A 22,652-nucleotide genomic window follows, 5' to 3' on the forward strand; every position below is an offset into this window, starting at 1 on the left:
CTAACCCAATTGGTCCGCTGCTTTGCTGAGAATATCCTGATGCTTGGCCTTGTCGATTTCTTCTTTCAATATCTGTTCGGCCGCGCGCAACGCCAACGAGGAAACTTCCTTACGCAGACTTTCCCTGGCTTGCAGCAATTCTTGCTCGATTTGGGCCTTGGCCGCTTCCAATAACCGTTCGCCTTCTTTTTTGGCTTGGTCCTTGGCATCCTCGACTAACAGGTTGGCGCGCTTTTGAGCGGCACCGACAATCTCGGAAGATTGCTCCTTGGCTTCCTTCAAGATGGATTTGGCTTTTTTCTCGGCCAATTTGATTTCTTCTTGGCCTCTCTCGGCCGCCGCCAATCCTTCGGCGATCTTTTTTCTGCGCTCTTCCAAAACGCCCAATAGGTATGACCAGACGTACTTCTCGGTGAACCACACCAGAAGCGCGAAGGTAATCATCTGCCCGATTAGGGTTAGATTGATACTCATGAATGTTCCTCGTTATACCGTTGCCCGATTGATTATTGAGGTAAGGCTATGCCGTAACCCCGATCGACAATCTTGCAATTAGCCAGCAACCGCTTGAACAGCCGCCAGGAACGGGTTTGCAAACGCCAACATCAACGCCAGACCCACACCGATCATCGCTACCGCGTCCAACAGACCGGCGATCAAAAACATTTTGCCTTGCAGCATCGGCACCAATTCAGGTTGGCGAGCGGCGGCTTCCAGGAATTTACCGCCCAACAGACCGAAACCAATCGCGGTGCCAATGGCGGCCAAGCCGAGGATAATGCCCACTGCGATTGCGGTAGAGGCTTGAACATTGGCAATTAATGATGCGATTTCCATAGTGTCTCCTAATAAAAGGTAAGTAGTTATAAAGTGAATGAATTAGTGGTCTTCGTGGGCCAAACTCAAATAAACGATAGTCAGGACCATGAAGATGAAGGCTTGCAGCGTGATAACCAGAATGTGAAATATCGCCCAAGGAAAACCCAAGATCGGTTGTATCGCCGGCGGCAGCAACGCGATCAGAATAAAGATCAATTCGCCGGCATACAAGTTACCGAACAACCGCAAACCCAGAGAAATCGGCTTGGCCAGCTCTTCCACGGTTTTCAGGATCAGGTTGAACGGAATCATGACCGGATGATGGAAAGGCGTCAGCGTGAATTCCTTGATGAAACCCAATACGCCCTTAATCTTGATGCTGTAAAAGAAGATCAGCACGAATACGCTCAGCGACAACGCGAAAGTCCCGTTCAAATCGGTACTCGGTACCACGCGCAAATAGGGGATTCCCATCCAGCCGCCCAACATCGGCAACAGGTCCACCGGCAACATGTCCATGGCATTCCACAGGAATACCCAACAGAAAATCGTCAACGCCAGTGGAGCAATCAATTTGCTACGGCCGTGAAACGTGTCCTTCACCTGGGTATCGACGAACTCGATCAACAGCTCGGCGAAATTCTGTGCCAAGCCCGGCACACCGGTGGTTGCCTTGCCGACGACGGTCTTAAAAAAGCCCAGAAATAAACCACCCAATACGGCCGAAAAAAACAGAGTATCCAGATGCAAAGCCCAAAAACCCTCGCCAACCGACAGCGGAGTCAAGTGATGGACTATATAACCCGTCGCGCCACCTTCACTAGCCATTTTTCCTCGCAAAAATCTAAATACGCCACGTCAGCAGCGCAAACCAAAATACCGATAATACTGCAATGTAACCCAACAGCAGCATCAAAAAATCGATGACGGGAATCTGTAACGCCAAGATGAACAGCGCCGCTGTCAAAGCCAATTTGATCGTTTCACCCGAATAAAAGGCATTCACAACTTTTCTGGCGCCGCCATGTCTGACGAGATGCAGCCGGTAGGCAAAATACAGATTCGGTATCAATGCCACCAGACCGCCCAGCAAAGCCGACAGCGCGGATTTCCAAGCGCCCATCAATAAAAATCCCGATGCCACCAATGTGGCCATCAGGACCTGTCCAAGCAAGACTTTTCCGACAGTAGAAAACGCATTTCCAACTGCCATCCGTTTCCCCTTTTCTTTTAAGCCGAGGGATTATATCCAGCCCTACCCGCTAAAGCAAGGTAAGGGCTTGGGAAGCCCCGCTCCAACCGGCCCCCAGAAACCACAACAATCATCTGTGATTTTAGGTTTTCGGAGTATAAGCAACTGTCATGCCAGCACAACCAAGCCGGTTTTCCTGACCATTCCAACGCATTCCTTGTTGCGAACCCTACAATTTCACCAGCCCGATGGCGTAAGCCCGACACTGAACGCTTCTCGTCCAAGACATCTGCCGATTGAAGACAACCAATCCTCTCAGACCCACTCCTGGACCGCCAAGCCGATCCCCACGCTGCCCGCGCGGCTCTCGAATCGGTCCGATAGAGCTCGTTGTTAGCCTATCCGGCCGATAATCCCCTCCAGCTCTTCCAAACTACTGTAATTGATCACTAGCTTACCCTTGCCGTTGCTTTGGTGATTGATCTCGACCTTCGCTCCGGTTCGCTCGGACAATTCGCGTTGCAATCTCAAGGTGTCCGGGTCGACCTTCTTGGCGACGGCCGGCTTTTCGTCGTGCAGTTCGCGCACCAGTTTCTCGACGGCGCGCACGGTCAGATGCTGTTTCACAGCCTTGTTGGCGATTTCGATCTGCTTGGCTTCGTCCAAGCCCAACAGGGCGCGGGCATGACCCATTTCCAATTGTCCGCGCGCCAGCATGGTTTTAACCTCGCCCGCGAGATCCAGCAAACGCAGCAAATTGGTCACCGTGGTCCGAGATTTGCCGACCGATTCGGCGATCTGCTGATGCGTCAATTCGAATTCGTCGAGCAAACGATGCAAGGCCTCGGCTTCTTCCAGCGCATTCAAATCCTCGCGCTGGATGTTCTCGATCAAAGCCACTGCCATCACCGAGCGATCATCGATGTCCTTGACGATGACCGGCACCTCGGCGAGTTCCGCCAACTGAGCGGCGCGCCAACGACGCTCGCCGGCAATAATCTCGTATTTATCGCCATCGGTCTTGCGTACGACGATCGGCTGAATGATGCCCTGCGCGGCAATCGAATCCGACAGTTCCTTCAGTTTTTCCGGGTCCATGTCTCGGCGCGGCTGGTATTTGCCGCGCTGCAGAAATTCGATGGGGAGTTTTTGCACGTCTTGCGGCTTCTCGGCGCCGGCTGGCGGCGATACCACGTCGCCGAGCAGCTCGCTCAATCCCCGGCCTAATCCGCGTTTTTTTTGCATCATGATTTGGCAGCCTTGTGTTTTCGTATCAGTTCGCCGGCCAACGCGATATAGGCCACCGCGCCGCGCGAAGCCTTATCGTAGGTCAGCACCGGTACGCCGTGACTCGGCGCTTCGGCCAGCCGAATGTTTCGGGGTATCGTGGTCCTGAACACCTTGTCACCGAAATACTCGATCAATTGGTCGGACACATCCTTGCCCAATCGACTGCGATTGTCGACCATGGTGCGCAGGATGCCTTCCAGATGCAGGCCGGGGTTGACGCTGTCGCGGATGTTACGCAACGTGGACATCAGCGACGACAAGCCTTCCAGCGAGTAATACTCGCACTGCATCGGAATCAGTACGCTGTGGCCGGCCACCATGGCGTTCAGCGTCAACATGTTCAAGGACGGCGGGCAGTCGATCAGAATGTAATCGTATTGCTCCCTGACCGGCAGCAATGCGTCGGCCAGCCGCCGCTCGCGGTGCTGGGCCCCCATCAATTTGACTTCGGCGGCGGTCAGATCGGCGTTGCCGGGAATCAGGTCGAAACCCAACTCGCGATTTTTCAGAATGATGCCGGAGACCGGCACCTCTTCCAGCAGCAATTCGCAACTGGAATATTCCAGCTCATCCTTGTTCACGCCGCAGCCCATCGCCGCGTTGCCTTGCGGATCGAGGTCGATCAATAACACCTTACGCTTGGTGGCGGCCAAGGCCGCCGCCAGATTGACGCTGGTCGTGGTTTTGCCGACCCCGCCCTTTTGATTGGTAATCGCGATAATCTTAGCCATGCTTGATTCCTTGTACCCGAATCAGACAACGCTCGGCGTCTATGCCGGGCACCGTCAGCGGTATCAGTTGAGTTTCGGCGTCGATTCCCGCCAGTTCGTCGCGCGGATTTTGGCCCTTCATCGCCAGCAGGATACCGTCTTCGGCCAGTAAATGGCCGGTCAGCGCGACGATGTCGGGCAACGAAGCGAAAGCGCGAGTCAACACCGCATCGAATCCGGCATCCGGCGCCCATTGTTCGACTCGCGCATGCACGACGTCGACATTGCCCAGCTTTAGTTCCAGCGCGGCCTGTCGCACGAAACGAGTTTTCTTGGAATTGGAGTCGACCAGCGTAAAACGGCAATCCGGCCGGCAAATCGCCAGAGGAATACCCGGCAAACCGGCACCAGTACCGATGTCGGCGATTCGGGTCGGTTTCAAATGCGGCAGAATCGCCAAACTGTCGAGCAAATGCAGACTGACCATCTCCAACGGATCGCGCACGGCGGTCAGATTATAAGCCTTGTTCCACTTAACCATCAGTTGGATGAAGCGCAGCAGTGCGTCGATCTCACTGTCGCTGGTCGGCAAAGCCAAGGCTGTCAAGCCTTGCAGCAGTTTTTCCCGGCAAGCATCCATCAGGCGCTTTTCTTTTTAAGATGCACCAATAACAGCGAAATTGCCGCCGGGGTGATGCCGGGAATCCGCGACGCCTGGCCCAGGGTTTCCGGCCTTTGTTTTTTCAGCTTCTCGCTGACTTCGTTGGACAGTCCAGATACCAGACTGTAATCGACGTTTTCCGGTAGCTTCAAATGCTCGTAGCGCTGAGTTCGGTTGATCTCGGTTTGTTGGCGGTCGATGTAGCCGGCGTATTTGGCCTGGATCGCCACTTGCTCGGCGACTTGTTCGTCGATGTCGCCTTCGTCGCTGAAATGCTGCAATAAATTGTCGACGTCCACTTCCGGCCGGCGCAGCATCTCCATCAGACTCGCTTCCTTCAACAGCTTTTTGCCCCACAACTCTTCGGCCAACGCCGCTTCGTCGGATTCGGTGCGTATCCATTTTTTAGCCAGTTTGCCTTGCAGATTGGCGATGGCTTCGCGCTTTTCCTCGAAGCGGCGCCAGCGTTCGTCGTCGACCAAACCCAATTCTCGGCCTTGTTCGGTCAGGCGCAAATCGGCATTGTCCTCGCGCAACTGCAAGCGGTATTCGGCGCGGCTGGTGAACATCCGGTAGGGTTCGGCGGTGCCGCGAGTGATCAAATCGTCGATCATCACGCCGATGTAGGCTTCCTCGCGGCCGGGGCACCAACTTTCCAAGCCTTTCACCAATCTTGCCGCGTTCAAGCCGGCGATCAAGCCTTGGGCCGCGGCTTCTTCGTAGCCGGTAGTGCCGTTGATCTGGCCTGCGAAGAACAGCGCATTCATATGCTTGGTTTCCAGCGAGGTTTTCAAATCGCGCGGGTCGAAGAAATCGTATTCGATCGCGTAGCCGGGCCTGACGATTTCGGCGTTTTCGAAACCCAGCATGGTCCTGATAAACCGATACTGAATGTCGAACGGCAGGCTGGTGGAGATGCCGTTGGGATAGACCTCGTTGGTGGTCAGACCTTCCGGTTCGACGAAAATTTGATGCGAATCGCGCTCGGCAAAGCGCACCACCTTATCTTCTATCGACGGGCAATAACGCGGGCCGACGCCTTCGATGATGCCGGAATACATCGGCGATCTATCTAGGCCGGAGCGGATGATGTCGTGGGTTTGCTGGTTGGTGCGGGTGATATGACAGCAGATTTGCCTTGGATGCTGTTCGCGGCTGCCCATGAACGAAAATACCGGCAGCGGCGTGTCGCCGTGCTGCTCTTGCAATTTGCCGTAGTCGATGGTCCGGCCGTCGATCCGGGCCGGCGTACCGGTTTTCAAGCGACCGATGCGAAACGGGAGTTCGCGCAGGCGCTGTGCCAAATCGGTCGAAGCCGCATCGCCGGCACGGCCGCCACTATAATTTTCCAGTCCGATGTGGATGCGGCCGGCCAGAAAGGTACCGGCGGTCAACACCACGGCTTTGGCGGTAAATTCCAAGCCCATCTGGGTTTTAACGCCGGTCACCCGGTCGCCCTGCACGATCAAATCCGAAACCGTTTGTTGAAACAGCGCCAAATTCGGCTGATTTTCCAACGCGGAACGCACCGCCTGTTTATACAGCATCCGATCCGCCTGCGCGCGGGTCGCGCGCACCGCCGGACCCTTGCTGGCGTTCAGAATACGAAACTGGATGCCGCCTTTATCGATGGCTTTGGCCATGATGCCGCCAAGCGCATCGACCTCTTTCACCAAATGGCCCTTGCCGATGCCGCCGATGGCTGGATTGCAGCTCATTTGCCCCAAGGTTTCGATGTTTTGGGTCAACAGCAGGGTTTGCGCGCCGGTGCGAGCCGCCGCCAGCGCCGCCTCGGTGCCGGCATGGCCGCCGCCGACCACGATCACATCAAAGTCTTTCTGGAATTTCACAGGCAATTCACGCTCGAATAGGGTTAAAATAACACGCTATTTTAATGGCTTACGGAGAAAAAAGCATGAAAAAACAAAAGCAGGGCAAGGGTTTGCATGAACCGCCCACCCATAACCCGGTCGCGAAATTCGCCCACCGTTACAACAAACACCAAATTTTCGCCGATAAACGCGCCTACCAACGCAAAGGCAAACACCGCGGGCAGGAGCCCTTTGCCATCGTTTCGGCCGAGCCGATGGCAAAGGGCTTAGCCGAACTAAGCCAGCGTGTTCCGACCCGCCTCGGGCCGGTCGGTTCCGCCAGACTACGCTAACCGCCCATCGAGACGATTCCGGCCGCCCCCTGGCCGTACTTTGAGGATTTCCCACGCAGTGAAAGCAAGCATAGAAGACAAAGTTCAAACCCGAATTCCCACCAAACACGGCGAATTCATCCTGCACTACTACAGCAACAGTCTGGACGACAAGGAACACGTCGCCTTCGTCAAGGGCGAGGTCGCCGGCAAGGACGAGGTACCGGTACGCATACACTCCGAATGCTTCACCGGCGACGTATTGGGTTCGCGGCGTTGCGACTGCGGCGCTCAACTGGACATGGCGCTGGGCTTGATCGAGCAGGCCGGCTGCGGCGTGTTGATTTACCTGCGCCAGGAAGGCCGTGGCATCGGCCTGCTGAAAAAGCTGCAAGCTTACAATTTGCAGGATCAGGGGCTGGACACCGTCGATGCTAATATCAAACTGGGACATCTGGCCGACGAGCGGCAATACGACATCGCCGCGCTGATTCTCAGCGCCTTACAGGTACGCTCGATCAATTTGATCACCAACAATCCGCAAAAAATCGACGAACTGACCAAACTGGGCGTAAAGGTTCACGACCGGATCGCCATCGAAACCCGGGTTCACGACGACAACGTCGATTATCTGAAAACCAAGGCTGAACGCATGCGCCACATGCTGAACATGCCCGACAGCGAATAAATCTATGCTGGACCATCTGAAACTACCCGCGTCCGCGCTGAAGCTGACGTTAGACCTGCCGCACCCAACGCCCCCACACCCGGCGTCCGGCATCCTCGGCCAACAACGCGCCCAGTCGGCGCTGGCCTTCGGCATCGCGATGAAGGCGCCGGGCTACAATATTTTCGTGATGGGCGAACCCGGCACCGGCCGACTGTCGATGGTCAGTCAATATCTCGGCGAACAGGCCGAACGCCAGGAGTCGCCGCTGTCCTACGCCTATGTCGAGAATTTCGACAACCCGCGCGAACCGGTCGCTATCGAGCTACCGTCCGGCGAAGGCCATAACTTCGCCAAGGACATCGAAAAATTGATCGACGGCGTCCTGGCCACCTTTCCGGCCTCGTTCGAAAGTCCCAGTTACCAGCAAAAAAAAACCGCGATCGAGCGCCGTTTCAGCCAACGCTATAACAGCGCGATCGATCTGGTCGACAAAAAGGCCCGCGAGATGGATGTCGCGCTGTACCGCGACAACGACGCCATCACCTTTTTGCCGATCCAAAACAACAAAGCGCTGGACGAGGAACAATTCACACTGCTGCCGCAAGCAGAGCGCGACGCCTTCCATCAACACACCGAGGAACTGGAAGAATATCTGAGCGAAGTGTTGCTGGAGCTGCCGCAGTGGCGGCGGGCGCTGGTCGAGGAAATGCGCCAGCTCGACAACGACACCATCAAGCTGGCCTTGGAGCCGCTGTTGGCCGAATTGACAGGCACCTATCAGAACGTCGACGACGTCATCACCTATCTGGCCGAAGTCGAGAAAAACCTGAGCCTGACCATCGGCGACCTACTGATGCCCAGCCGCGGCGGCGAAGGCCGCGAATTCGTCAGCAAACGCCAAATCCTGATCGAGCAATATCTGCCGAATATTCTGGTCGATTGCAAACACGACGGCGTCGGCGCGCCGGTAATTTACGAACCGCATCCGATTTACCAAAATCTGTTCGGCCGCATCGAGTACGTCAGCGACCAAGGCACATTAGTCACCAACTACCGGCGCATCTGTCCCGGTTCGCTGCACCGCGCCAACGGCGGTTATCTGATCCTCGACGCCGAAAAAGTGTTGACCTACCCCTTTGTCTGGGAAGGCCTGAAACGGGCGCTGAAAGCGGGCAAAATCGAAATCGAATCGCCGTACTCGGAATTGGGCATCAACACCATCACGTTAAAACCGGAAGTGATTCCGCTCAACGTCAAGGTCGTTCTGGTCGGCGATCGCGACATCTACTACCTGCTGGAAGAACTGGATAGCGAATTCAACGAGATGTTCCGGGTGCTGGCCGATTTCGACGACCACATCAAACGCACGCCCGACAACGTCGACCAGTTCGTGCAACTGCTGACCCGCCACGCCGCCGACTCCGGCGCCAAAGCCTTGACCGACCAAGCCTTGCTGCGGCTAATCGAACACAGTTGCCGCTTGGCGGAGGACCAAGGCCGCTTGTCGGCCCACGTCAATCAATGCCTGGAAATCATCGCCGAGGCCAATTTACTCGCCGGACAATCCGGCGCCGACGACATCGGCAAACCGGAAATCGAACTGGCGCTGAGCGCCCGCGAGCAGCGCAACGGCCGTATCGCCGAGGCGATACTCGAGGAAATGCTGGACGGCACGATTTTGATCGATACCGACGGCCAAGCCATCGGCAAGGTGAACGGCCTGACCGTAATGGACATCGGCGGCAGCAGCTTCGGCGCGCCGGCCCGAATCACCGCGACCGTGCATCCCGGCTCGCGAGGCATCGTCGACATCGAACGCGAAGTCGAACTCGGCCAGCCCATCCATTCCAAGGGCGTGATGATCTTGACCGGCTATCTGGGCCATTGTTACGCCCAGCAATTTCCGCTGGCGATCTCGGCCAGCATCGCGATGGAACAATCCTACGGCCACATCGACGGCGACAGCGCCTCGCTGGCCGAGTTGTGCTGCTTGATCTCCGCGCTGACCCGCACCCCGATCCGACAAGACTTGGCGATGACCGGCTCGATCAATCAATACGGAGAAGTGCAGGCCATCGGCGGCGTCAACGAAAAAATCGAAGGCTTCTTCGCGCTGTGCCAGGCACGCGGCCTGACCGGCACCCAGGGCGTGATCATACCAACCTCCAATAAACGCCATTTGATGTTGAAACAGGACGTCATCGACGCGGTGAAAAAAGGCCTGTTCGAAATTTACGCGGTGTCCAAGGCCGACGAAGCACTCAGTCTGTTAACCGGCCAGGACGCCGGCGCGATGAACGAAGCCGGGCAATATCCGGAAGGCAGCGTGAATTTCAAGGCCGTGGCCCGCTTGAAGGAAATTTCCGATATGGCCTCCGACGACGACAAGGAAACCGAAACCGGTTAACCCCGCCAAGGCAGCCGCCCAAACTTAGCTTAGGGCGGCAAGCATCCTTCCTCGGCTCTGCTCGCTCGGCGGCGGGGAAGAATCAAGTTTGCTAGGCCGAACGCCTTCCGCCAAGTAAGCGCAAGATCGCGATACCGGACAGCATCAATGGTAACGCGGCCGGTACCGGGACCGTCGCGATACCTTCCCGGAACCACAGATCGAACGGCGCCTCACTGCCCGCGTAAACGCCCCCCCCGAAATACGGCTCGCCTTGCGCATAGGCATCGATTTTAAACCCTGTACCGAAGATGCCCAGGTCCGAGGACTCGGCACCGTTGCGGAAAACTTCCCACACGTAAGTATTGCCGGCCGTCAAACCGACCGGCGCGGTGAACTCGAAACGCACCAATTCCGGCGCATGAAAAGGCCGCGACTCCGGTTGATCGGCAAAAAACACCGTCTCGCTGACGCCCAGAATCGTGCCGCTAATGTCGGCTTCGCGAATTCTGAGCGCAATGTCGTCGCCGGCTCCGAAATCCGGATTTTGGTCGTTGATCATCAACTCGACGAAATCCAGCGACGCCAGACCGGGCCGGAAGCTTTGCCCGATCGGGCCGGCGTTGAGGGTAAAACCGCCGGAAACGATGCTGTCGTTGGCTTGATCGACAATATCGGCCAACGCCGCCCGACTCGACAAACCCAGCGTTAATGCCAATCCCAGCGTAAACAAACCGGCCTTGCAAGCCGGCGCTATCCAGCGCCCCGCGCCGGTGTCGGAATAGAGGTAATCCATGGTATTTCTCCCGTCAATTCTAAGAACCGGCCGTCGCGGCCGACATGAGTTCACGCCAACGCGACCATCACCGAAACGGGCTTAGGCGAGACACCGGCGAACCACGTAAACCGTGTATTCCATCGTCTCGAATCGTTAGCGCTGGGAAGTGTAAAAAAGACGGGGGCCGGTTGGCGGTGAACTATTTCACCGCCAACCGGCGAATACTGCACTTTGCCGCCGCCGAGCAAATACCGGGCGCCAAAGTCATCGGAAAGAGGGCCGCCCGACCGGTGGCCGGTGGCCGGTGGCCGGTGGCCGGTGGCCTTCAGGGATTAAACCATCCGGCGTTTTCGGCGACTTGCCAAAACCCCGAACAAACCGCTTGCAAACAACCCGGCCGCCGCCGGCAACGGTACCGCGGCCGGCGCGCCGTACAAGTATTGCGCGCCGGCGATGTCGTCGGCGTCCAATTCGCGATTGATTCGGAACCAGCAGGCCGAATCGACGACCTGCATCACCGGACAACCGCCGCCGACCGGCGGGTGTGCCAAGCCGAGCGCATGCCCCATTTCATGCAGCAATAAACTCTCGAAATCGTTAGGCGCGGTGGAGGCGCTGGGGAACAAATCGCCATCGTTACCCGGTTGGAAAGCATAAAACGAGTTAGCCGCGAAGATGATGTCGCCGCTACCGGTACCGCCATTGGGCGGTGGCGCGTAGCCGACCGCGCCGCCACCGGAACTGAAATCGAAGGCGCCGATGCGAATGTCCGGCACACCCGCGCCGGCATGATTGATCGGCAAACCGGAATCGGACAGCGGCCCGACAAAGCTGATGTTGGCAACGCCGGCCCATTTGTCGAACGCCGCCTGGATGTAGCCCACCAAATCGGTCAACGGTGTCAGCGTATAACCGGTGCCGGGTGAATTTTCAATCCAGATCGACGTTTTCGCGGTACCGGAGCAGGCGCTATCGCAATAAGCCGAACCGGCCGTGCCTTCCGGAATGAAGCCCCAAGTCACGCTGCCGCCGGGGGTACCGGGCGTATTGTCGCCACCCCATTTCAAAACGCCGCCGTTGCCGTCGGGAAATGTCGCGTAAGCCTGAGCGGCCCCGGACAATACCGCCAAACCCAAACCGACCACCATTGCATACGATCGATAACCCATAAATACCCCCTCCAAAACAAAAACTCATGAAAGCGCCGGCGAAACCGACACCGAAACTGAGCCGGGCGCGGGCCGCTCGGCACCAGATACTCCGGTTCCAGGCCGGCATCGACGCGGGCCAACCGGTTTTTACTTGACGCACATCACAAAATTTGCCGCGCCAGTGTGCTCTATAGCACGTTTTTTAAAAAAATCAAAAATTTTTGCTTGACCGTGCCTAGCGTTTGGCCTCAGACCGGCTTTTCCAGTCGCTCCAAGCTCAAGTCGGTCACCTTAGGCTGCCAAAGCATTGGATTTTCCGGGAATGGGAGCAGAACGCCCGTGCGCCGATAACCGCGGCGCTGGTAATACGCTAGCAATTCGGCGCGGCGTGGAATCACGAACATCGCGAAACGTTCGATCGCCCAAGTTCGCGCCGCCAAGTCTTCGGCGGCGCCCAACAAGCGCCGGCCCACGCCCCGGTTCTGCCGCGCCGGATCGACCGTAAGCATGCCTATCTGGGCTTCGCGATCGGCCAGGCGCACTTGCACGCAAGCCACCAGCCGGTCGGCTTCGAAACCGGCAACTATTAATACAGCGGGGTCCGTCAGCGCGGCCGTCAGCTCCTCGGCGTCGGTGCGCTTGCCGTCCAGCAAATCGGCCTCGGTGGTCCAACCCAAACGGCTGGCCTCGCCGCGATAGGCTGAATTGACTAAATCCGCCAAGGCTGGGGCATCGTGAAGTTGAGCACGCAGGAAGGTCAGTGGGAACATACGGTGATCTGGCGTTGAGAAATTGCCGGCACTCGGGCCGGGTCGGGAATTGCTGCTAGGCTAGACGATAACCAGACCGCGCTCAAGCGCATGTTTTCGGGAGCCCGCCGTGGACACCTGCCCTAAATGCCAACACGCCCTAGCACAACCCACCCCGACCATCTGCCCCCACTGCGGCGTGGTGTTCGAAAAGTATTTGCGCTATCACGCGGATCCAAACCGGCCAGCCCCGATGCCAACCACTCGGGTCGAATTTGCGCCAACGCCCTCGGCCGATTGGGTCTCGGATACCTATGCCGACAGCGAGTTCGCCTTCTGGGGCCGAGCGCTATTGCTCGCGTTGTTCGCGCTATGGAGTTGGATATTGATCGTTCCGCCGATCGCCGCTAACGCCGCCGGCTCGTCGTTTTTGCATTTGGTCAATCTGCCTTTCCACGAAGCCGGCCATCTCATTTTCCGGCCCTTCGGCGCCTTTGTCACATCGTTGGGCGGCACATTGGGCCAGTTGCTGATGCCGACGATTTGCATGGCAACCCTGTTCATAAAAACCCGCGACCCGTTTGGTGCCGCGCTGTGTTTGTGGTGGCTGGGCGAAAATTTTTTGGACATCGCCCCCTACATCGACGACGCTCGGGCCGGGCAACTACCGTTGCTGGGCGGAAACTTCGGCCATTCCGCACCTTACGGTTTTCACGACTGGGAATATTTGCTGACCGAATCCGGCCAGCTGGCCCACGATCACGCCATCGCCAAATTTTCCAAATTCGTCGGGTCGCTGACGATGCTGGCGGCACTGGCCGGCGGAAGCGCTATTCTGGTTCGGCAGCGCGCCATCCTGGCGGCGCGGCGCTAACCGAGCCGGACTGTTAACGCTTCAGCCAGGTTTTCACCCGGTCCTTAACTCGCTGTTTGGCGAGTCTGGACCAACGGTACAAGACCGTCTCGGCGATTTTGGCGTGCGCCCAGCGTAACCAGCCGGTAATCGTGCCGTACAGCCAGGCCAATACCGCAAAACTCAGCAATTGCGGCTTGGTCAGAGTGAACACGCGCGCCACCAACAACGTACCCAACAATTTGGCGACGATTTCCAGTACCAAACCTTGCAGCAACAAACCGTGCAGCAGCAACCACAGCGCCGCCAGATTCAACGGCGTAACCAGTAAAATCGGTACGGTAATGGCTATTAGCGCGACACCCGGCGAGCAGCGGCTTAGCCAGCGTTCGATGCGTTCCAGGCCCAGCGCCAGCGCCAGATAGTGGCCGCAAGCGGATAGAAAATCCCACAGCCATTCCTCGACGATCAGCGCGACGGCCAACAAGGTCAGCAATAATCTGTTCATGATTTCCTCGGGATGCAGGTATCGCCGACCACTATAACCGATCGCGGCCCAAGCCGTCCGCAGTCTGCAATCTTACCGGGCGGTAGCCGTGGCGGCTCAACTATGCGAGGATAACGCCGCCTCTTTAGCGCAGGAACCACCGATGATTGAAAACGCCTATTTGGAATCCGCGTCCGGCGTGCGCATGCCGCCACTCATTTACGGCACCGCCTGGAAACAGGAACGCACCGCCGAGTGGGTCGAGCTCGCTCTCACCCAAGGATTTCGCGGTATAGATACCGCCTGTCAACCCAAACATTACCATGAGGCCGGCGTTGGGGCCGGTCTGGCGACCGCGCTGACTCGCTTGAACCTGGATCGCGCCGCGATTTATCTACAAACCAAATTCACGCCGCTCAACGGCCACGATCCGCTACGCATACCCTACGACCCGAACGCCAGCCTGGAACAGCAAGTCGCCCAGTCGTTCGCGGTGTCGCTACAAAATCTGCGCACCGACTATTTGGACTGCTTGGTATTGCACTCGCCGCTAGCCGACCGCCAGCAGCTGTTAACCGTGTGGCAAGCCATGCAGACCATTCAGCGCAACGGCGGCACCCGGCAACTGGGCATCAGCAATTGCTACGATCCGGAGCTCTTCGAATTCCTGTACCAACAAGCCGAGGTCAAACCCGCCGTGCTGCAAAACCGGTTTTACGCCGACACCGGTTACGACAAGGCGCTACGGGCGTTCTGCCGGACTAACCGCGTGATTTACCAAAGTTTCTGGACCTTGACGGCCAACCCCAAAATATTGACCGGCAGCGTCGTCGCCAATCTGGCCGAGCGCTTGGACCGCCGCCCGGCGCAAGTGTTTTTCCGATTTTTGACCCAAATCGGCATTGTACCGTTGACCGGCACCACCTCGGCCGATCATATGCGCGAGGATTTGGCGATTTTCGATTTCGAACTCAGCGAAGCCGAATGCGCCGAGTTGGCGGCACTATTGGACTAGCGCCAACCGCCGCCGTCCCGCGCCGGCTAAGCTACAATAGTTCATTGGTTTGTTGTTAATCCGGCCACCACGTATTCGAACCGCCGAATTCTCCACCGTTTCGGCCTTTTATTCCGGAACCGCCCGGCGCAAGCCTGGCGGGTTTAATCGTATCCCGACTATTCGTGCTTACCCGCCTGCTTAAATCCGCGCTGCTCAGCGCCAGCGTTTGGCTGAGCGAGCCGGCTTTTGCCCTGGATAACCCCAGCCGGGAATTCCAACTGAAATCCGCCTATCTGTTTCATTTCGCCGAATTAACGCAATGGCCGGCCATGGGCCCGATCACGATTTGTCTGAGGGGCGACAGTCCGATACGGCATTTTCTACCGGCGCTGGAAGGTCAAAAAATCGAAGGCAATATAGTCCATGTTTTGCTGGAGCCGCCGGCCACGCTGGAGGCTTGCAACATCCTGTTTGTCGGCGATATCGACGAACTGAAGCCCCGCCTGTTCGAACAAGCCCGCGCCGCTCACATCCTGTTGGTCGGCGACGTGGACGGTTTCGCCGCCCAAGGCGGCATGGTGCAATTCACATTGCGCGACAACAAGTTGAAACTAGTGGTAAATTTAGGTTCGGTAAAATCGGCGGATTTAAAATTGAGCTCCAAATTGCTGCGGATGGCGGAGATTATCGAATGACATCGTCACCCCCCCCACGTATTTCGATCAGCCGCAAGTTGGGCAACAATCTGCGGCTGATGGTGGTACTGAGTCTGGCCGTCGCGACCTTCTCACTGTCGATCCGCGAATATTCCGCGTTGCAAGACGCCATCGACAACAAGTTGAAGCTGACCGCCAACCTGATCGGCCAAAACAGCAGCGTGGCCCTGGTATTCGACGACACCCAAACCGCCCAGGAAATTCTGGACGCCCTGGTCTACGATCCGGACATCATCGCCGGCTCAATCCGGCTACCGACCGGCCAGGCTCTGGTCAGCCACCAAAAGGAAGCGCCGCGCTGGCCGGCGTGGTGGCCGGACTGGTTACCGAAAACCCAACAATACACGCAACCGATCTTGCACAAAAACCAACGCATCGTCGGTCATATTTCGCTGATCGCCAGCATGGTCCAACCGTATCGGACGATGCTTTGGAATGCGTCGATCAACGCCGGCATCGTGATGATTGCATTGAGTCTGGCAGCCTTGTATGTGCGCCGCTTGCAACGCATTTTCCTGCGGCCGCTGCTGAATTTGGCCGACACCGCCCATCAAATTGAAAAAGATCACGACTACAGCCGGCGTTCGCGCTACGACGGCAACGACGAAATCAGCGATTTGGCCGAAGCCTTCAACAACATGCTGGCACAGATCGAGGCCAACGAAGCGGATCTGGAAACCCAGGTGCAAACCCGCACCCGCGAGCTGGAAATCGCCACCCGCGACGCGGAATCCGCCAATCGCGCCAAAAGTCAGTTCCTGGCCAACATGAGCCACGAAATCCGCACGCCGATGAACGCCATCGTCGGTCTGGTGGAACTGAGTCTGAATACCCAGTTGACCTACAAACAACGCGAATATCTGCAACGAGTGGAATCCTCGGCCCATTCGTTGATGACCTTGATCGACGACATTCTGGACTTTTCCAAAATGGAAGCCGGCAAGATGCAGATCGAGACCATTCCCTTCCTGCTTGAGGAGATGTTGGAGCACGTGTTTTCGACGATGTCGCAACTCAGCGCCGACAAAGGCATCCGCCTGATTCTCCCCGACTGCGGCCCGCAATATCACGCGGTGGTCGGCGACCCGCAGCGTTTGCGGCAAGTGCTGATCAATCTGATCGGAAACGCGATCAAATTTACCGAGCGCGGCCACGTCGCCATCGCTTTCAACGAACTCAGCCGCGACGATAACCGCATCGTGTTGCAATTTTCGATTCAAGACACCGGCATCGGTATCAAACCCGAACAGCAACCCAAGTTGTTTCAAGCCTTTAGTCAGGGAGACAGTAGCGTGACCCGCAATTACGGCGGCACCGGCCTGGGTTTGATTATCTCCAAGCAATTGGTCGAGCAAATGGGCGGCAGCATCGGCGTGACCAGCCAAGCCAATATCGGCTCGACCTTTACCTTCAGTGTCGCGCTGGGTTTGAGCGACTTGGCGACGATACGCCACTTCCAACTCCGCCGACACCGTGCCAGCATGGATTCGTTGCGCTTGGAGCCCTTGCACGACAGCCGGGTCCTGCTGGTCGAGGATAACGAGATTAATCGGATGGTGGCGATCGAATTGCTGGAACAGGCCCGCATCCGGGTCGATGTCGCCGAGAACGGCGAAATCGCGCTGGCCAAATTGCGGGAAAATCGATACCAATGCGTGCTGATGGACGTGCAAATGCCGGTCATGGACGGCTACCAAGCCACCCGCGAACTGCGCAAGCTGCCCGCCTGTCAAGCGCTACCGGTGATTGCGATGACCGCCAACGTGATGAGTGCCGACCACCAGCTATGTCTGGACGCCGGCATGAACGACTTTATCGGCAAACCCATTCTGCCCGCCAAGCTTTATGAGGTGTTGTTGAAATGGATCAACGCCGAACAGACTCTGGAAAACCGCAAGCAACTGGGCGTCTAAGCCCGGATCATTTGCCCCAGGGCATCACCGGCACGGTCGAAACGCTGTTGGCCGGCGCGCCTTCGATGACTTTCCGGCTGATCGCCAGATACACCAGTGTATTGTGCTTGGCATCCCATAGCCGGGTGATATTGGTGGATTTGAACAACAACGACGTGCCTTCGCTGAACACCAGTTCCTCTTCCGGCAATTTGGCCGGCAAATTGATCGGGCCGATCTGCCGACAAGCCAGCGAAAACTGCGACGGATCTTCCGCCAAACCCAACCCGCCGGCGATGCCGCCGGTCCGGGCCTGACTGATGTGACAGATCACGTTGGGAATCTTCGGATCCTCGAAGGCATCGACGCAGACCTTATGATTGGCGCCGATCAGTTTCCACGCCGTGGTCACGCAGCCAACTTCCTCGGCGCGGACCGCGCCGGCCAACAAGCCCAAACCGCAAAACAGCCAAGCCGATCTCTTCGAAAACGCGCGCATCGCATACTCCCAAACCATGATTGAACACAGACCGTCAGCCTAACAAGCTTGCGGGATTCTCGCAAACCCGTCCGCATCGTCGCTTCACCGGTAAATTACCAAGCCGGCCGCCGGCGCCGTTAGCCGCACCGCCAAACCGTTTTTCGGTTGTATGTCGGCGGTCGTGCCGATCTGGGCCGAATCGGTGGAGTACAAACAGGTCAGTTTTTCACCCGGCCTATGCAGCGCCGCATCTATCGTCACCCAGGCCGTTTTGGCGGCATTGGGGTCGGTATTGATCGCCACAACGACTTCATGGTCGGCCAGAATCCGCGACCACGGCACCAGCGACAGCAATTTGCCGCCCAACATCGTCGGCAAACCGAAATTTTGGCCGTCTCCGGAAATTGGCCGCAAATACTGCCGCCCCCGCCGCAAGGCCGGTTGAGCCGCGCGGATCGCCATCAATTTGGCGAATTCGCTGTACACCGGATGGTTCTCGTCGAAATAATGCACGCCTCTGGACTCGAATGCGCCGAATTCACCGCCGAACATCGCTTCGCGAATGTAGCGATCCGAATCGCCGCCGTGGCCGTCGAAACCCTGCTCGGTACCGTAATACACGCAAGGGATCCCCAAGGTCAGCGCGTTGACCGCCAGCGCGTTCAACACCAATTCGGCTTTATCGGTGTCGGCGCAAAACCTCGCCTTGGCCCGGCCGACTTGATCGTGGTCGTTAAACATCGTCACGACCTTGTTGCGGAACCAAGTATGGCTATCCTTACCGATCAATAGCGAATTACGGAACAAGCTGAAATAGTCGTTGGGGTTCCCGGCCCCCTTGACCATCAATTCCAATTTGCTCGGAATATCGTCGATGCCCAATGCCGCGTCCAGACCGGTCGTTTCCAGGGTATCGAAGGCCCGGTAGCGGCCGCCGGTAATTTCGCCGACCAGCAGAAAATTGTCCTTGCCGATGCTTTGCGCGAATTCGTGAATCGCAGAGCCGAATATCCGGGTCGCGCCGTCCTGCATGTGTTTGACGGTATCGATCCGAAAGCCGTCCAGATCGGCGTACGCGATCCAGTATTTGTAGACTTCGATCAACGACAGCAAGCCCAGAGCCGGCGCAAAGTCGTCGGTGCCGCCGAAGCCGTGATGCAAATCCTTGAGATCGAAGAAATCGCCCTCGCGAAATTCCGGGTCGTAATCGAAGCTGGCGATACGGCCCTTCTGGGTAAAGTATTCCGGATTCTGAAATTCGACCGGCCAGATCGCCCCGTCCTTGGCCGGCCAAGTCGCCGGCGCCGCCGGATTGGCGATGACGAAGGGAATATTGGCCTGGCCGGCCGCGTCGTTAAAGCCGGTCACCGGGTAGTGGCCGCCGTCCCAGCGCGGGTCGAAATGGCCGCTACCGTCTTTATAGTTGGGCTGGCGATTGGCATCGTAACTAAACACGTTGCCGGAATGATTCAAGATGATGTCCAGTATCACCAAAATCCCCTGCTGGTGTGCGGCGGCTACCAAGTCCTTCAATGCCTGATTGGTGCCGAAGCGCGGATTGACCTGCAAAAAATCCTGGATGCCGTAGCCGTGGTAAGTTTCCTGAAACGCCACCTGCTTGAAGAGCGGGCTGATCCAAATCGCGGTCACCCCCAAGCGTTTTAAATAGCCTAACTTGCTCTGCAGCCCGGCCAGGGTGCCGCCGACGTACTTGCCGCCGGCGTCGCTCCATTTCGCGGCGGCGGCCGGGGTTTGGATCGCATTGCGTTTGTCGGCGGTTTGCGCCAACGGCGTAGTGCCGCCGGCGACCGGCTTGCCGGCGACATCTCGGAATCCGCCGCTTTCGTTACCGTCGGAAAACCGGTCCAGCATCAAAAAGTACAATACCTTATCCTCCCACGCGGTAGGGGAAGGGGTGTAGGAAACGTTGGAAGTAAGTTGACTCAAATCGACATCGGCTAAACGGGATTCGGACATGGCGGCACTCCGGCGGGAAATGGGAAGGCGATAGACAGCGGCGAACGCGGCTGTGGGTAAGCCGCATCGCTGTTAGAACTTCTAACAAAGACACCCGGCGAAAGCAAGTGAAGTTAGGCACTCAGGCAAGCGGCGATCCGCATGCGCCATCGAACGGTTTACGAGACAACACTTAGCGGCATGACTGCTGGAAGGTTGATCTTCGACCTTTAGACCTGAAGGAATCGCTACGGATTATCACAGTAAAGGGTGGCGATGGATTTGCAATAGCCGTTTGTTGAAGTGATTGGAGGCGGATACAATCGGGCCATTTAACATTCAGGACAGGATGGCGATATGGCATTGGCGGAAAAATTAAACCTCAGCGTGGCGGATTACCTGCAAGGCGAACTGATCAGCGAAGTTAAATACGAATATATCAATGGTGAAGTGTATGCGATGTCCGGAGCAAAGCGTGCTCACAATATCATCAGCATGAATCTGTCCGGACTATTGTTTGCCCACCTCCGCGGTACGCCTTGCCGAGTGTTCAATTCGGATATGAAAGTCCGCGTGCAAACCGCCGCCGCCGACTGCTTCTTTTACCCCGACCTGCATGTTACCTGCTCGGCCAGCGATACCGAGGAGCTGTTCAACAGCCAGCCCAAGTTGATCGTCGAAGTGCTGTCCGATGCCACCGAACGCTACGACAGAGCCGAAAAATTCCACCATTACCGCAAACTGGCCAGTCTGGAAGAATACGTGTTAATTGCCCAAGACACTCCCCGTGTTGAATGCTACCGGCGCGGCGATGCTTGGGATCTTCAGATTTATCAACAAGGCGAGCAGGCGGTTTTCCAATCGTTAGGTTTTGAACTGGCGGTAGCGGATATCTATGAAGGGGTATTCGCTGGATAAGCTCGAAAAAATGCTAAGTATAGGATTAGGTCTGAACGACAAACTCTGGCTTGCCTTGGTTCTTAGCATTTTATTGTAGAATTCCCGCCAGGCTCCCGCGGAGAATTAAGCGCCATGAACACGATCATTCTCGACACACTCGAATTTGCCAACAAACTCAAGGCGGGTGGTTTTACCGACCAACAAGCGGAAACCCAGGCGAGGGCTATCGCCGAAATTGTCGAGCGCCAACTGGTCAGCCGCCAAGATTTCGACCAGCATCAATCCGAAATCAAACGCGACATTCATGAATCCGAGAATAAGCTGGAAATTCGCATCAAGGAGCTTGAAACCACGTTGCGTAAAGATATTGAAATCTTGCGCGCGGAAACAAAACGTGACGTAGCGGAAACCAAAGCCGAGCTGATTCGTTGGGTGGTTGGTGTCGGAATTTTACAAATCGCCATTATCACCGCATTGTTGCTTAGATTAGCCAACCGCATTTAGCGTATACGGTTCACCTTTTCAGCCACCGCTCTAAGCAAAGCATTTACTCTACTCCGGTTTGGGAACCGGAGTAAACGAATACCGGACAACCAACATGCTTGAGCAAATTAAATTTTTTTTTGAAAAACACCTGTCCTTACCGTCACCCGAGGTTGCAACAGAAATGCAGCTTCAAGAGGCGTTGACGGCCTTAATGACGGAAATGATGACCATGGACGATGTCTGTCAGGATGTCGAACGAACCAAGATTCTGTCCTTGGTCAAACAGTGTTTTTCGCTCTCCACCGAACAGGCCGAGACCTTGCTGGCCAATGCCGAACAAATGCGTCGGCAGGCGGTCGATTATTATCAATTCACGTCGACGATCAACCAATGTCTTAGCCCTGAGGAGAAGACAACGTTTGTTAAATCCCTCTGGCAAATCGCCTATGCCGACGGCAATATCGACCCGCAAGAGGAGTATATGGTGCGGAAGATTGCCGACCTGCTTGGCGTCTCGCACACCGATTTTATTCTGGCCAAACTGCGCGCGAATCCCAATCCCTGAATATCGCCGGACCAACACCGTTTAAAACCAATCGTTGATGAAAAAAATCAAGAAAAATAAAAATCTGTGGCTAAAAGAAGCTGAAATCGAGGTCGGTGATTTGTACTTCACCACCGCCCGGCAATACCGCGCAGTCCTGGCGATCAACGGCGATTTCTTGATTTACGCACCCAGCTCGGAAGGCATGCAGCCGTTAACGACCGATAGCCAAATGCCGTTTGCAAATTCGCCCGCTAAAAAATGCCAGATTGCCACATTTGCGCAAAAGGAATATCAAGCATTCGATTGGCACGGTACGACAGCCGTTAAACATAAACTCACTCAGTCGCAGAGGGGCGAGGCCATTAGCCAATGTAATGCCAAGGCCCAAATCGCGGGGTTGATGGCTGACTAATTCTAGTTTGTCGGATTGGTTCAAGACCGTCACACATAATGGCCTTATTCAAGTTTTCACCGTGATGTGAAGCAGGGTATTTATGAGGAAAATTGGGGAATAATGGAAATACCGAAATTAACGGCATTGAGTAACTCGACAGATGCGCCTCCTTGCGTCGGCACCCATCGGCGCACCTTATCGCGTTGCCGGTGCCAATCGACAACCCCCGCCATCTCCGACCGAATCAAACCATCGATCCCGATATGATTCTCCGAAGTTTAAAAACATTTTGGGGAGCGATCGAATCTTGTCGTACGACCCTAAGCGGAAATTCGGATATTGATCTTGAATGTCGGTTTAAAATTTAAATCAGTCATTCAAATAATAAAAGTTG

General features: G+C 56.4%; 25 protein-coding genes. 11 read left to right on the forward strand and 14 right to left on the reverse strand.

What is annotated here, in order from left to right; all coding sequences use genetic code 11:
• The 8 genes from A1355_RS11810 to mnmG form a co-directional block, all read right to left on the reverse strand.
• Entirely contained in the window at positions 1-474 is a 474-nt protein-coding gene (locus tag A1355_RS11810; protein ID WP_064028299.1) for a F0F1 ATP synthase subunit B, read from the reverse strand.
• A gap of 78 nt (positions 475-552) precedes the next feature.
• On the reverse strand, positions 553-837 hold the full coding sequence (atpE, locus tag A1355_RS11815) for a F0F1 ATP synthase subunit C (RefSeq protein ID WP_064028301.1): 285 nt from the start codon (positions 835-837) through the stop codon (positions 553-555).
• A 42-nt stretch (positions 838-879) separates the two neighbouring features.
• Positions 880-1,647 carry a F0F1 ATP synthase subunit A gene (gene atpB, locus A1355_RS11820; RefSeq protein WP_064028303.1) on the reverse strand — a complete coding sequence of 256 codons (768 nt, stop codon included), beginning with the start codon at positions 1,645-1,647 and terminating at the stop codon, positions 880-882.
• A 16-nt stretch (positions 1,648-1,663) separates the two neighbouring features.
• A complete protein-coding gene (locus tag A1355_RS11825) occupies positions 1,664-2,032 on the reverse strand; it encodes an ATP synthase subunit I (protein ID WP_064028305.1) in 369 nt (122 codons plus the stop codon).
• A 372-nt stretch (positions 2,033-2,404) separates the two neighbouring features.
• Positions 2,405-3,259 carry a ParB/RepB/Spo0J family partition protein gene (locus A1355_RS11830; RefSeq protein WP_064028307.1) on the reverse strand — a complete coding sequence of 285 codons (855 nt, stop codon included), beginning with the start codon at positions 3,257-3,259 and terminating at the stop codon, positions 2,405-2,407.
• Positions 3,256-4,032 (reverse strand): ParA family protein, encoded by a 777-nt coding sequence (locus tag A1355_RS11835; protein WP_064028309.1) that lies wholly within the window; start codon positions 4,030-4,032, stop codon positions 3,256-3,258. The genes A1355_RS11830 and A1355_RS11835 overlap by 4 nt, the downstream gene beginning before the upstream one ends.
• The gene (gene rsmG / locus A1355_RS11840) at positions 4,025-4,651 is read right to left on the reverse strand and encodes a 16S rRNA (guanine(527)-N(7))-methyltransferase RsmG (RefSeq protein WP_064028311.1); all 627 of its coding nucleotides are present in this window, start codon (positions 4,649-4,651) and stop codon (positions 4,025-4,027) included. The genes A1355_RS11835 and rsmG overlap by 8 nt, the downstream gene beginning before the upstream one ends.
• Positions 4,651-6,522: a tRNA uridine-5-carboxymethylaminomethyl(34) synthesis enzyme MnmG gene (gene mnmG / locus A1355_RS11845; RefSeq protein WP_064028313.1), complete on the reverse strand. Its 1,872-nt coding sequence runs from the start codon at positions 6,520-6,522 to the stop codon at positions 4,651-4,653. The genes rsmG and mnmG overlap by 1 nt, the downstream gene beginning before the upstream one ends.
• A 65-nt stretch (positions 6,523-6,587) precedes the next feature.
• Between mnmG and A1355_RS11850 the strand changes: the two genes are divergently transcribed.
• Genes A1355_RS11850 through A1355_RS11860 form a run of 3 tightly spaced genes read left to right on the forward strand, consistent with a single transcriptional unit; the run spans position 6,588 to position 9,892 of the window.
• A complete protein-coding gene (locus tag A1355_RS11850) occupies positions 6,588-6,836 on the forward strand; it encodes a DUF7230 family protein (RefSeq protein WP_064028349.1) in 249 nt (82 codons plus the stop codon).
• Positions 6,837-6,894: 58 nt separating this feature from the next.
• Positions 6,895-7,503: a GTP cyclohydrolase II gene (gene ribA / locus A1355_RS11855; protein ID WP_064028315.1), complete on the forward strand. Its 609-nt coding sequence runs from the start codon at positions 6,895-6,897 to the stop codon at positions 7,501-7,503.
• 4 nt (positions 7,504-7,507) lie between these two features.
• Complete coding sequence (locus A1355_RS11860; protein ID WP_064028318.1) at positions 7,508-9,892, forward strand: Lon protease family protein; 2,385 nt, start codon at positions 7,508-7,510, stop codon at positions 9,890-9,892.
• Positions 9,893-9,983: 91 nt separating this feature from the next.
• Here the strand turns inward: A1355_RS11860 and A1355_RS11865 are convergent, their stop codons facing one another.
• The 3 genes from A1355_RS11865 to A1355_RS11875 all read right to left on the reverse strand — a co-directional run bounded on the left by A1355_RS11865 (position 9,984) and on the right by A1355_RS11875 (position 12,570).
• Positions 9,984-10,667 carry a hypothetical protein gene (locus A1355_RS11865; protein WP_064028320.1) on the reverse strand — a complete coding sequence of 228 codons (684 nt, stop codon included), beginning with the start codon at positions 10,665-10,667 and terminating at the stop codon, positions 9,984-9,986.
• 314 nt (positions 10,668-10,981) lie between these two features.
• Positions 10,982-11,818: a matrixin family metalloprotease gene (locus A1355_RS11870; RefSeq protein WP_082885510.1), complete on the reverse strand. Its 837-nt coding sequence runs from the start codon at positions 11,816-11,818 to the stop codon at positions 10,982-10,984.
• A 230-nt stretch (positions 11,819-12,048) separates the two neighbouring features.
• Positions 12,049-12,570 (reverse strand): GNAT family N-acetyltransferase, encoded by a 522-nt coding sequence (locus tag A1355_RS11875; RefSeq protein WP_064028324.1) that lies wholly within the window; start codon positions 12,568-12,570, stop codon positions 12,049-12,051.
• A gap of 232 nt (positions 12,571-12,802) precedes the next feature.
• Here A1355_RS11875 and A1355_RS11880 point away from each other — a divergent pair, with 232 nt between their 5' ends.
• Positions 12,803-13,423: a zinc ribbon domain-containing protein gene (locus tag A1355_RS11880; protein WP_231883649.1), complete on the forward strand. Its 621-nt coding sequence runs from the start codon at positions 12,803-12,805 to the stop codon at positions 13,421-13,423.
• A 13-nt stretch (positions 13,424-13,436) separates the two neighbouring features.
• On the opposite strand, the gene A1355_RS11885 is transcribed toward A1355_RS11880, so the two are convergent.
• A complete protein-coding gene (locus A1355_RS11885) occupies positions 13,437-13,910 on the reverse strand; it encodes a hypothetical protein (RefSeq protein ID WP_197471793.1) in 474 nt (157 codons plus the stop codon).
• Positions 13,911-14,052: 142 nt separating this feature from the next.
• Here A1355_RS11885 and A1355_RS11890 point away from each other — a divergent pair, with 142 nt between their 5' ends.
• The 3 genes from A1355_RS11890 to A1355_RS11900 all read left to right on the forward strand — a co-directional run bounded on the left by A1355_RS11890 (position 14,053) and on the right by A1355_RS11900 (position 17,515).
• On the forward strand, positions 14,053-14,904 hold the full coding sequence (locus A1355_RS11890; RefSeq protein ID WP_064028332.1) for an aldo/keto reductase family protein: 852 nt from the start codon (positions 14,053-14,055) through the stop codon (positions 14,902-14,904).
• A gap of 164 nt (positions 14,905-15,068) precedes the next feature.
• Positions 15,069-15,581 (forward strand): YfiR family protein, encoded by a 513-nt coding sequence (locus A1355_RS11895; RefSeq protein ID WP_082885511.1) that lies wholly within the window; start codon positions 15,069-15,071, stop codon positions 15,579-15,581.
• Positions 15,578-17,515 (forward strand): hybrid sensor histidine kinase/response regulator, encoded by a 1,938-nt coding sequence (locus tag A1355_RS11900; RefSeq protein WP_064028335.1) that lies wholly within the window; start codon positions 15,578-15,580, stop codon positions 17,513-17,515. The genes A1355_RS11895 and A1355_RS11900 overlap by 4 nt, the downstream gene beginning before the upstream one ends.
• 7 nt (positions 17,516-17,522) lie before the next feature.
• Here A1355_RS11900 and A1355_RS11905 read toward each other — a convergent pair whose 3' ends face one another.
• The gene (locus A1355_RS11905; RefSeq protein ID WP_071160776.1) at positions 17,523-17,993 is read right to left on the reverse strand and encodes a CreA family protein; all 471 of its coding nucleotides are present in this window, start codon (positions 17,991-17,993) and stop codon (positions 17,523-17,525) included.
• A gap of 84 nt (positions 17,994-18,077) precedes the next feature.
• Entirely contained in the window at positions 18,078-19,952 is a 1,875-nt protein-coding gene (locus A1355_RS11910) for an alpha-amylase family glycosyl hydrolase (RefSeq protein WP_064028339.1), read from the reverse strand.
• A gap of 336 nt (positions 19,953-20,288) precedes the next feature.
• Between A1355_RS11910 and A1355_RS11915 the strand changes: the two genes are divergently transcribed.
• The 4 genes from A1355_RS11915 (at position 20,289) to A1355_RS11930 (ending at position 22,276) form a co-directional block, all read left to right on the forward strand.
• Positions 20,289-20,849, forward strand: coding sequence for a Uma2 family endonuclease (locus A1355_RS11915; RefSeq protein WP_064028341.1), 561 nt, complete (start codon positions 20,289-20,291; stop codon positions 20,847-20,849).
• 114 nt (positions 20,850-20,963) lie between these two features.
• Positions 20,964-21,335: a hypothetical protein gene (locus tag A1355_RS11920; protein WP_064028343.1), complete on the forward strand. Its 372-nt coding sequence runs from the start codon at positions 20,964-20,966 to the stop codon at positions 21,333-21,335.
• 163 nt (positions 21,336-21,498) lie between these two features.
• Positions 21,499-21,882, forward strand: a complete 384-nt coding sequence (locus tag A1355_RS11925; protein ID WP_231883650.1) for a TerB family tellurite resistance protein — start codon at positions 21,499-21,501, stop codon at positions 21,880-21,882.
• Positions 21,883-21,919: 37 nt separating this feature from the next.
• Complete coding sequence (locus A1355_RS11930) at positions 21,920-22,276, forward strand: hypothetical protein (protein ID WP_064028347.1); 357 nt, start codon at positions 21,920-21,922, stop codon at positions 22,274-22,276.
• Positions 22,277-22,652: the final 376 nt, after the last annotated feature.

The sequence above is a fragment of the Methylomonas koyamae genome, from assembly GCF_001644025.1.
GTDB lineage: Bacteria > Pseudomonadota > Gammaproteobacteria > Methylococcales > Methylomonadaceae > Methylomonas > Methylomonas koyamae_A.

Coding starts and splice junctions, on each gene's coding strand:
- A1355_RS11850 (WP_064028349.1), top strand. CDS start 6,588: ATGAAAAAACAAAAGCAGGGCAAGGGTTTGCATGAACCGCCCACCCAT.
- A1355_RS11930 (WP_064028347.1), top strand. CDS start 21,920: ATGAAAAAAATCAAGAAAAATAAAAATCTGTGGCTAAAAGAAGCTGAA.
- A1355_RS11835 (WP_064028309.1), bottom strand. CDS start 4,032: ATGGCTAAGATTATCGCGATTACCAATCAAAAGGGCGGGGTCGGCAAA.
- A1355_RS11900 (WP_064028335.1), top strand. CDS start 15,578: ATGACATCGTCACCCCCCCCACGTATTTCGATCAGCCGCAAGTTGGGC.
- A1355_RS11870 (WP_082885510.1), bottom strand. CDS start 11,818: ATGGGTTATCGATCGTATGCAATGGTGGTCGGTTTGGGTTTGGCGGTA.
- A1355_RS11905 (WP_071160776.1), bottom strand. CDS start 17,993: ATGCGCGCGTTTTCGAAGAGATCGGCTTGGCTGTTTTGCGGTTTGGGC.
- A1355_RS11865 (WP_064028320.1), bottom strand. CDS start 10,667: ATGGATTACCTCTATTCCGACACCGGCGCGGGGCGCTGGATAGCGCCG.
- A1355_RS11830 (WP_064028307.1), bottom strand. CDS start 3,259: ATGATGCAAAAAAAACGCGGATTAGGCCGGGGATTGAGCGAGCTGCTC.
- A1355_RS11880 (WP_231883649.1), top strand. CDS start 12,803: ATGCCAACCACTCGGGTCGAATTTGCGCCAACGCCCTCGGCCGATTGG.
- A1355_RS11890 (WP_064028332.1), top strand. CDS start 14,053: ATGATTGAAAACGCCTATTTGGAATCCGCGTCCGGCGTGCGCATGCCG.
- A1355_RS11915 (WP_064028341.1), top strand. CDS start 20,289: ATGGCATTGGCGGAAAAATTAAACCTCAGCGTGGCGGATTACCTGCAA.
- A1355_RS11810 (WP_064028299.1), bottom strand. CDS start 474: ATGAGTATCAATCTAACCCTAATCGGGCAGATGATTACCTTCGCGCTT.
- A1355_RS11910 (WP_064028339.1), bottom strand. CDS start 19,952: ATGTCCGAATCCCGTTTAGCCGATGTCGATTTGAGTCAACTTACTTCC.
- A1355_RS11920 (WP_064028343.1), top strand. CDS start 20,964: ATGAACACGATCATTCTCGACACACTCGAATTTGCCAACAAACTCAAG.
- A1355_RS11860 (WP_064028318.1), top strand. CDS start 7,508: ATGCTGGACCATCTGAAACTACCCGCGTCCGCGCTGAAGCTGACGTTA.
- atpB (WP_064028303.1), bottom strand. CDS start 1,647: ATGGCTAGTGAAGGTGGCGCGACGGGTTATATAGTCCATCACTTGACT.
- atpE (WP_064028301.1), bottom strand. CDS start 837: ATGGAAATCGCATCATTAATTGCCAATGTTCAAGCCTCTACCGCAATC.
- A1355_RS11925 (WP_231883650.1), top strand. CDS start 21,499: ATGCAGCTTCAAGAGGCGTTGACGGCCTTAATGACGGAAATGATGACC.
- A1355_RS11875 (WP_064028324.1), bottom strand. CDS start 12,570: ATGTTCCCACTGACCTTCCTGCGTGCTCAACTTCACGATGCCCCAGCC.
- rsmG (WP_064028311.1), bottom strand. CDS start 4,651: ATGGATGCTTGCCGGGAAAAACTGCTGCAAGGCTTGACAGCCTTGGCT.
- A1355_RS11885 (WP_197471793.1), bottom strand. CDS start 13,910: ATGAACAGATTATTGCTGACCTTGTTGGCCGTCGCGCTGATCGTCGAG.
- A1355_RS11825 (WP_064028305.1), bottom strand. CDS start 2,032: ATGGCAGTTGGAAATGCGTTTTCTACTGTCGGAAAAGTCTTGCTTGGA.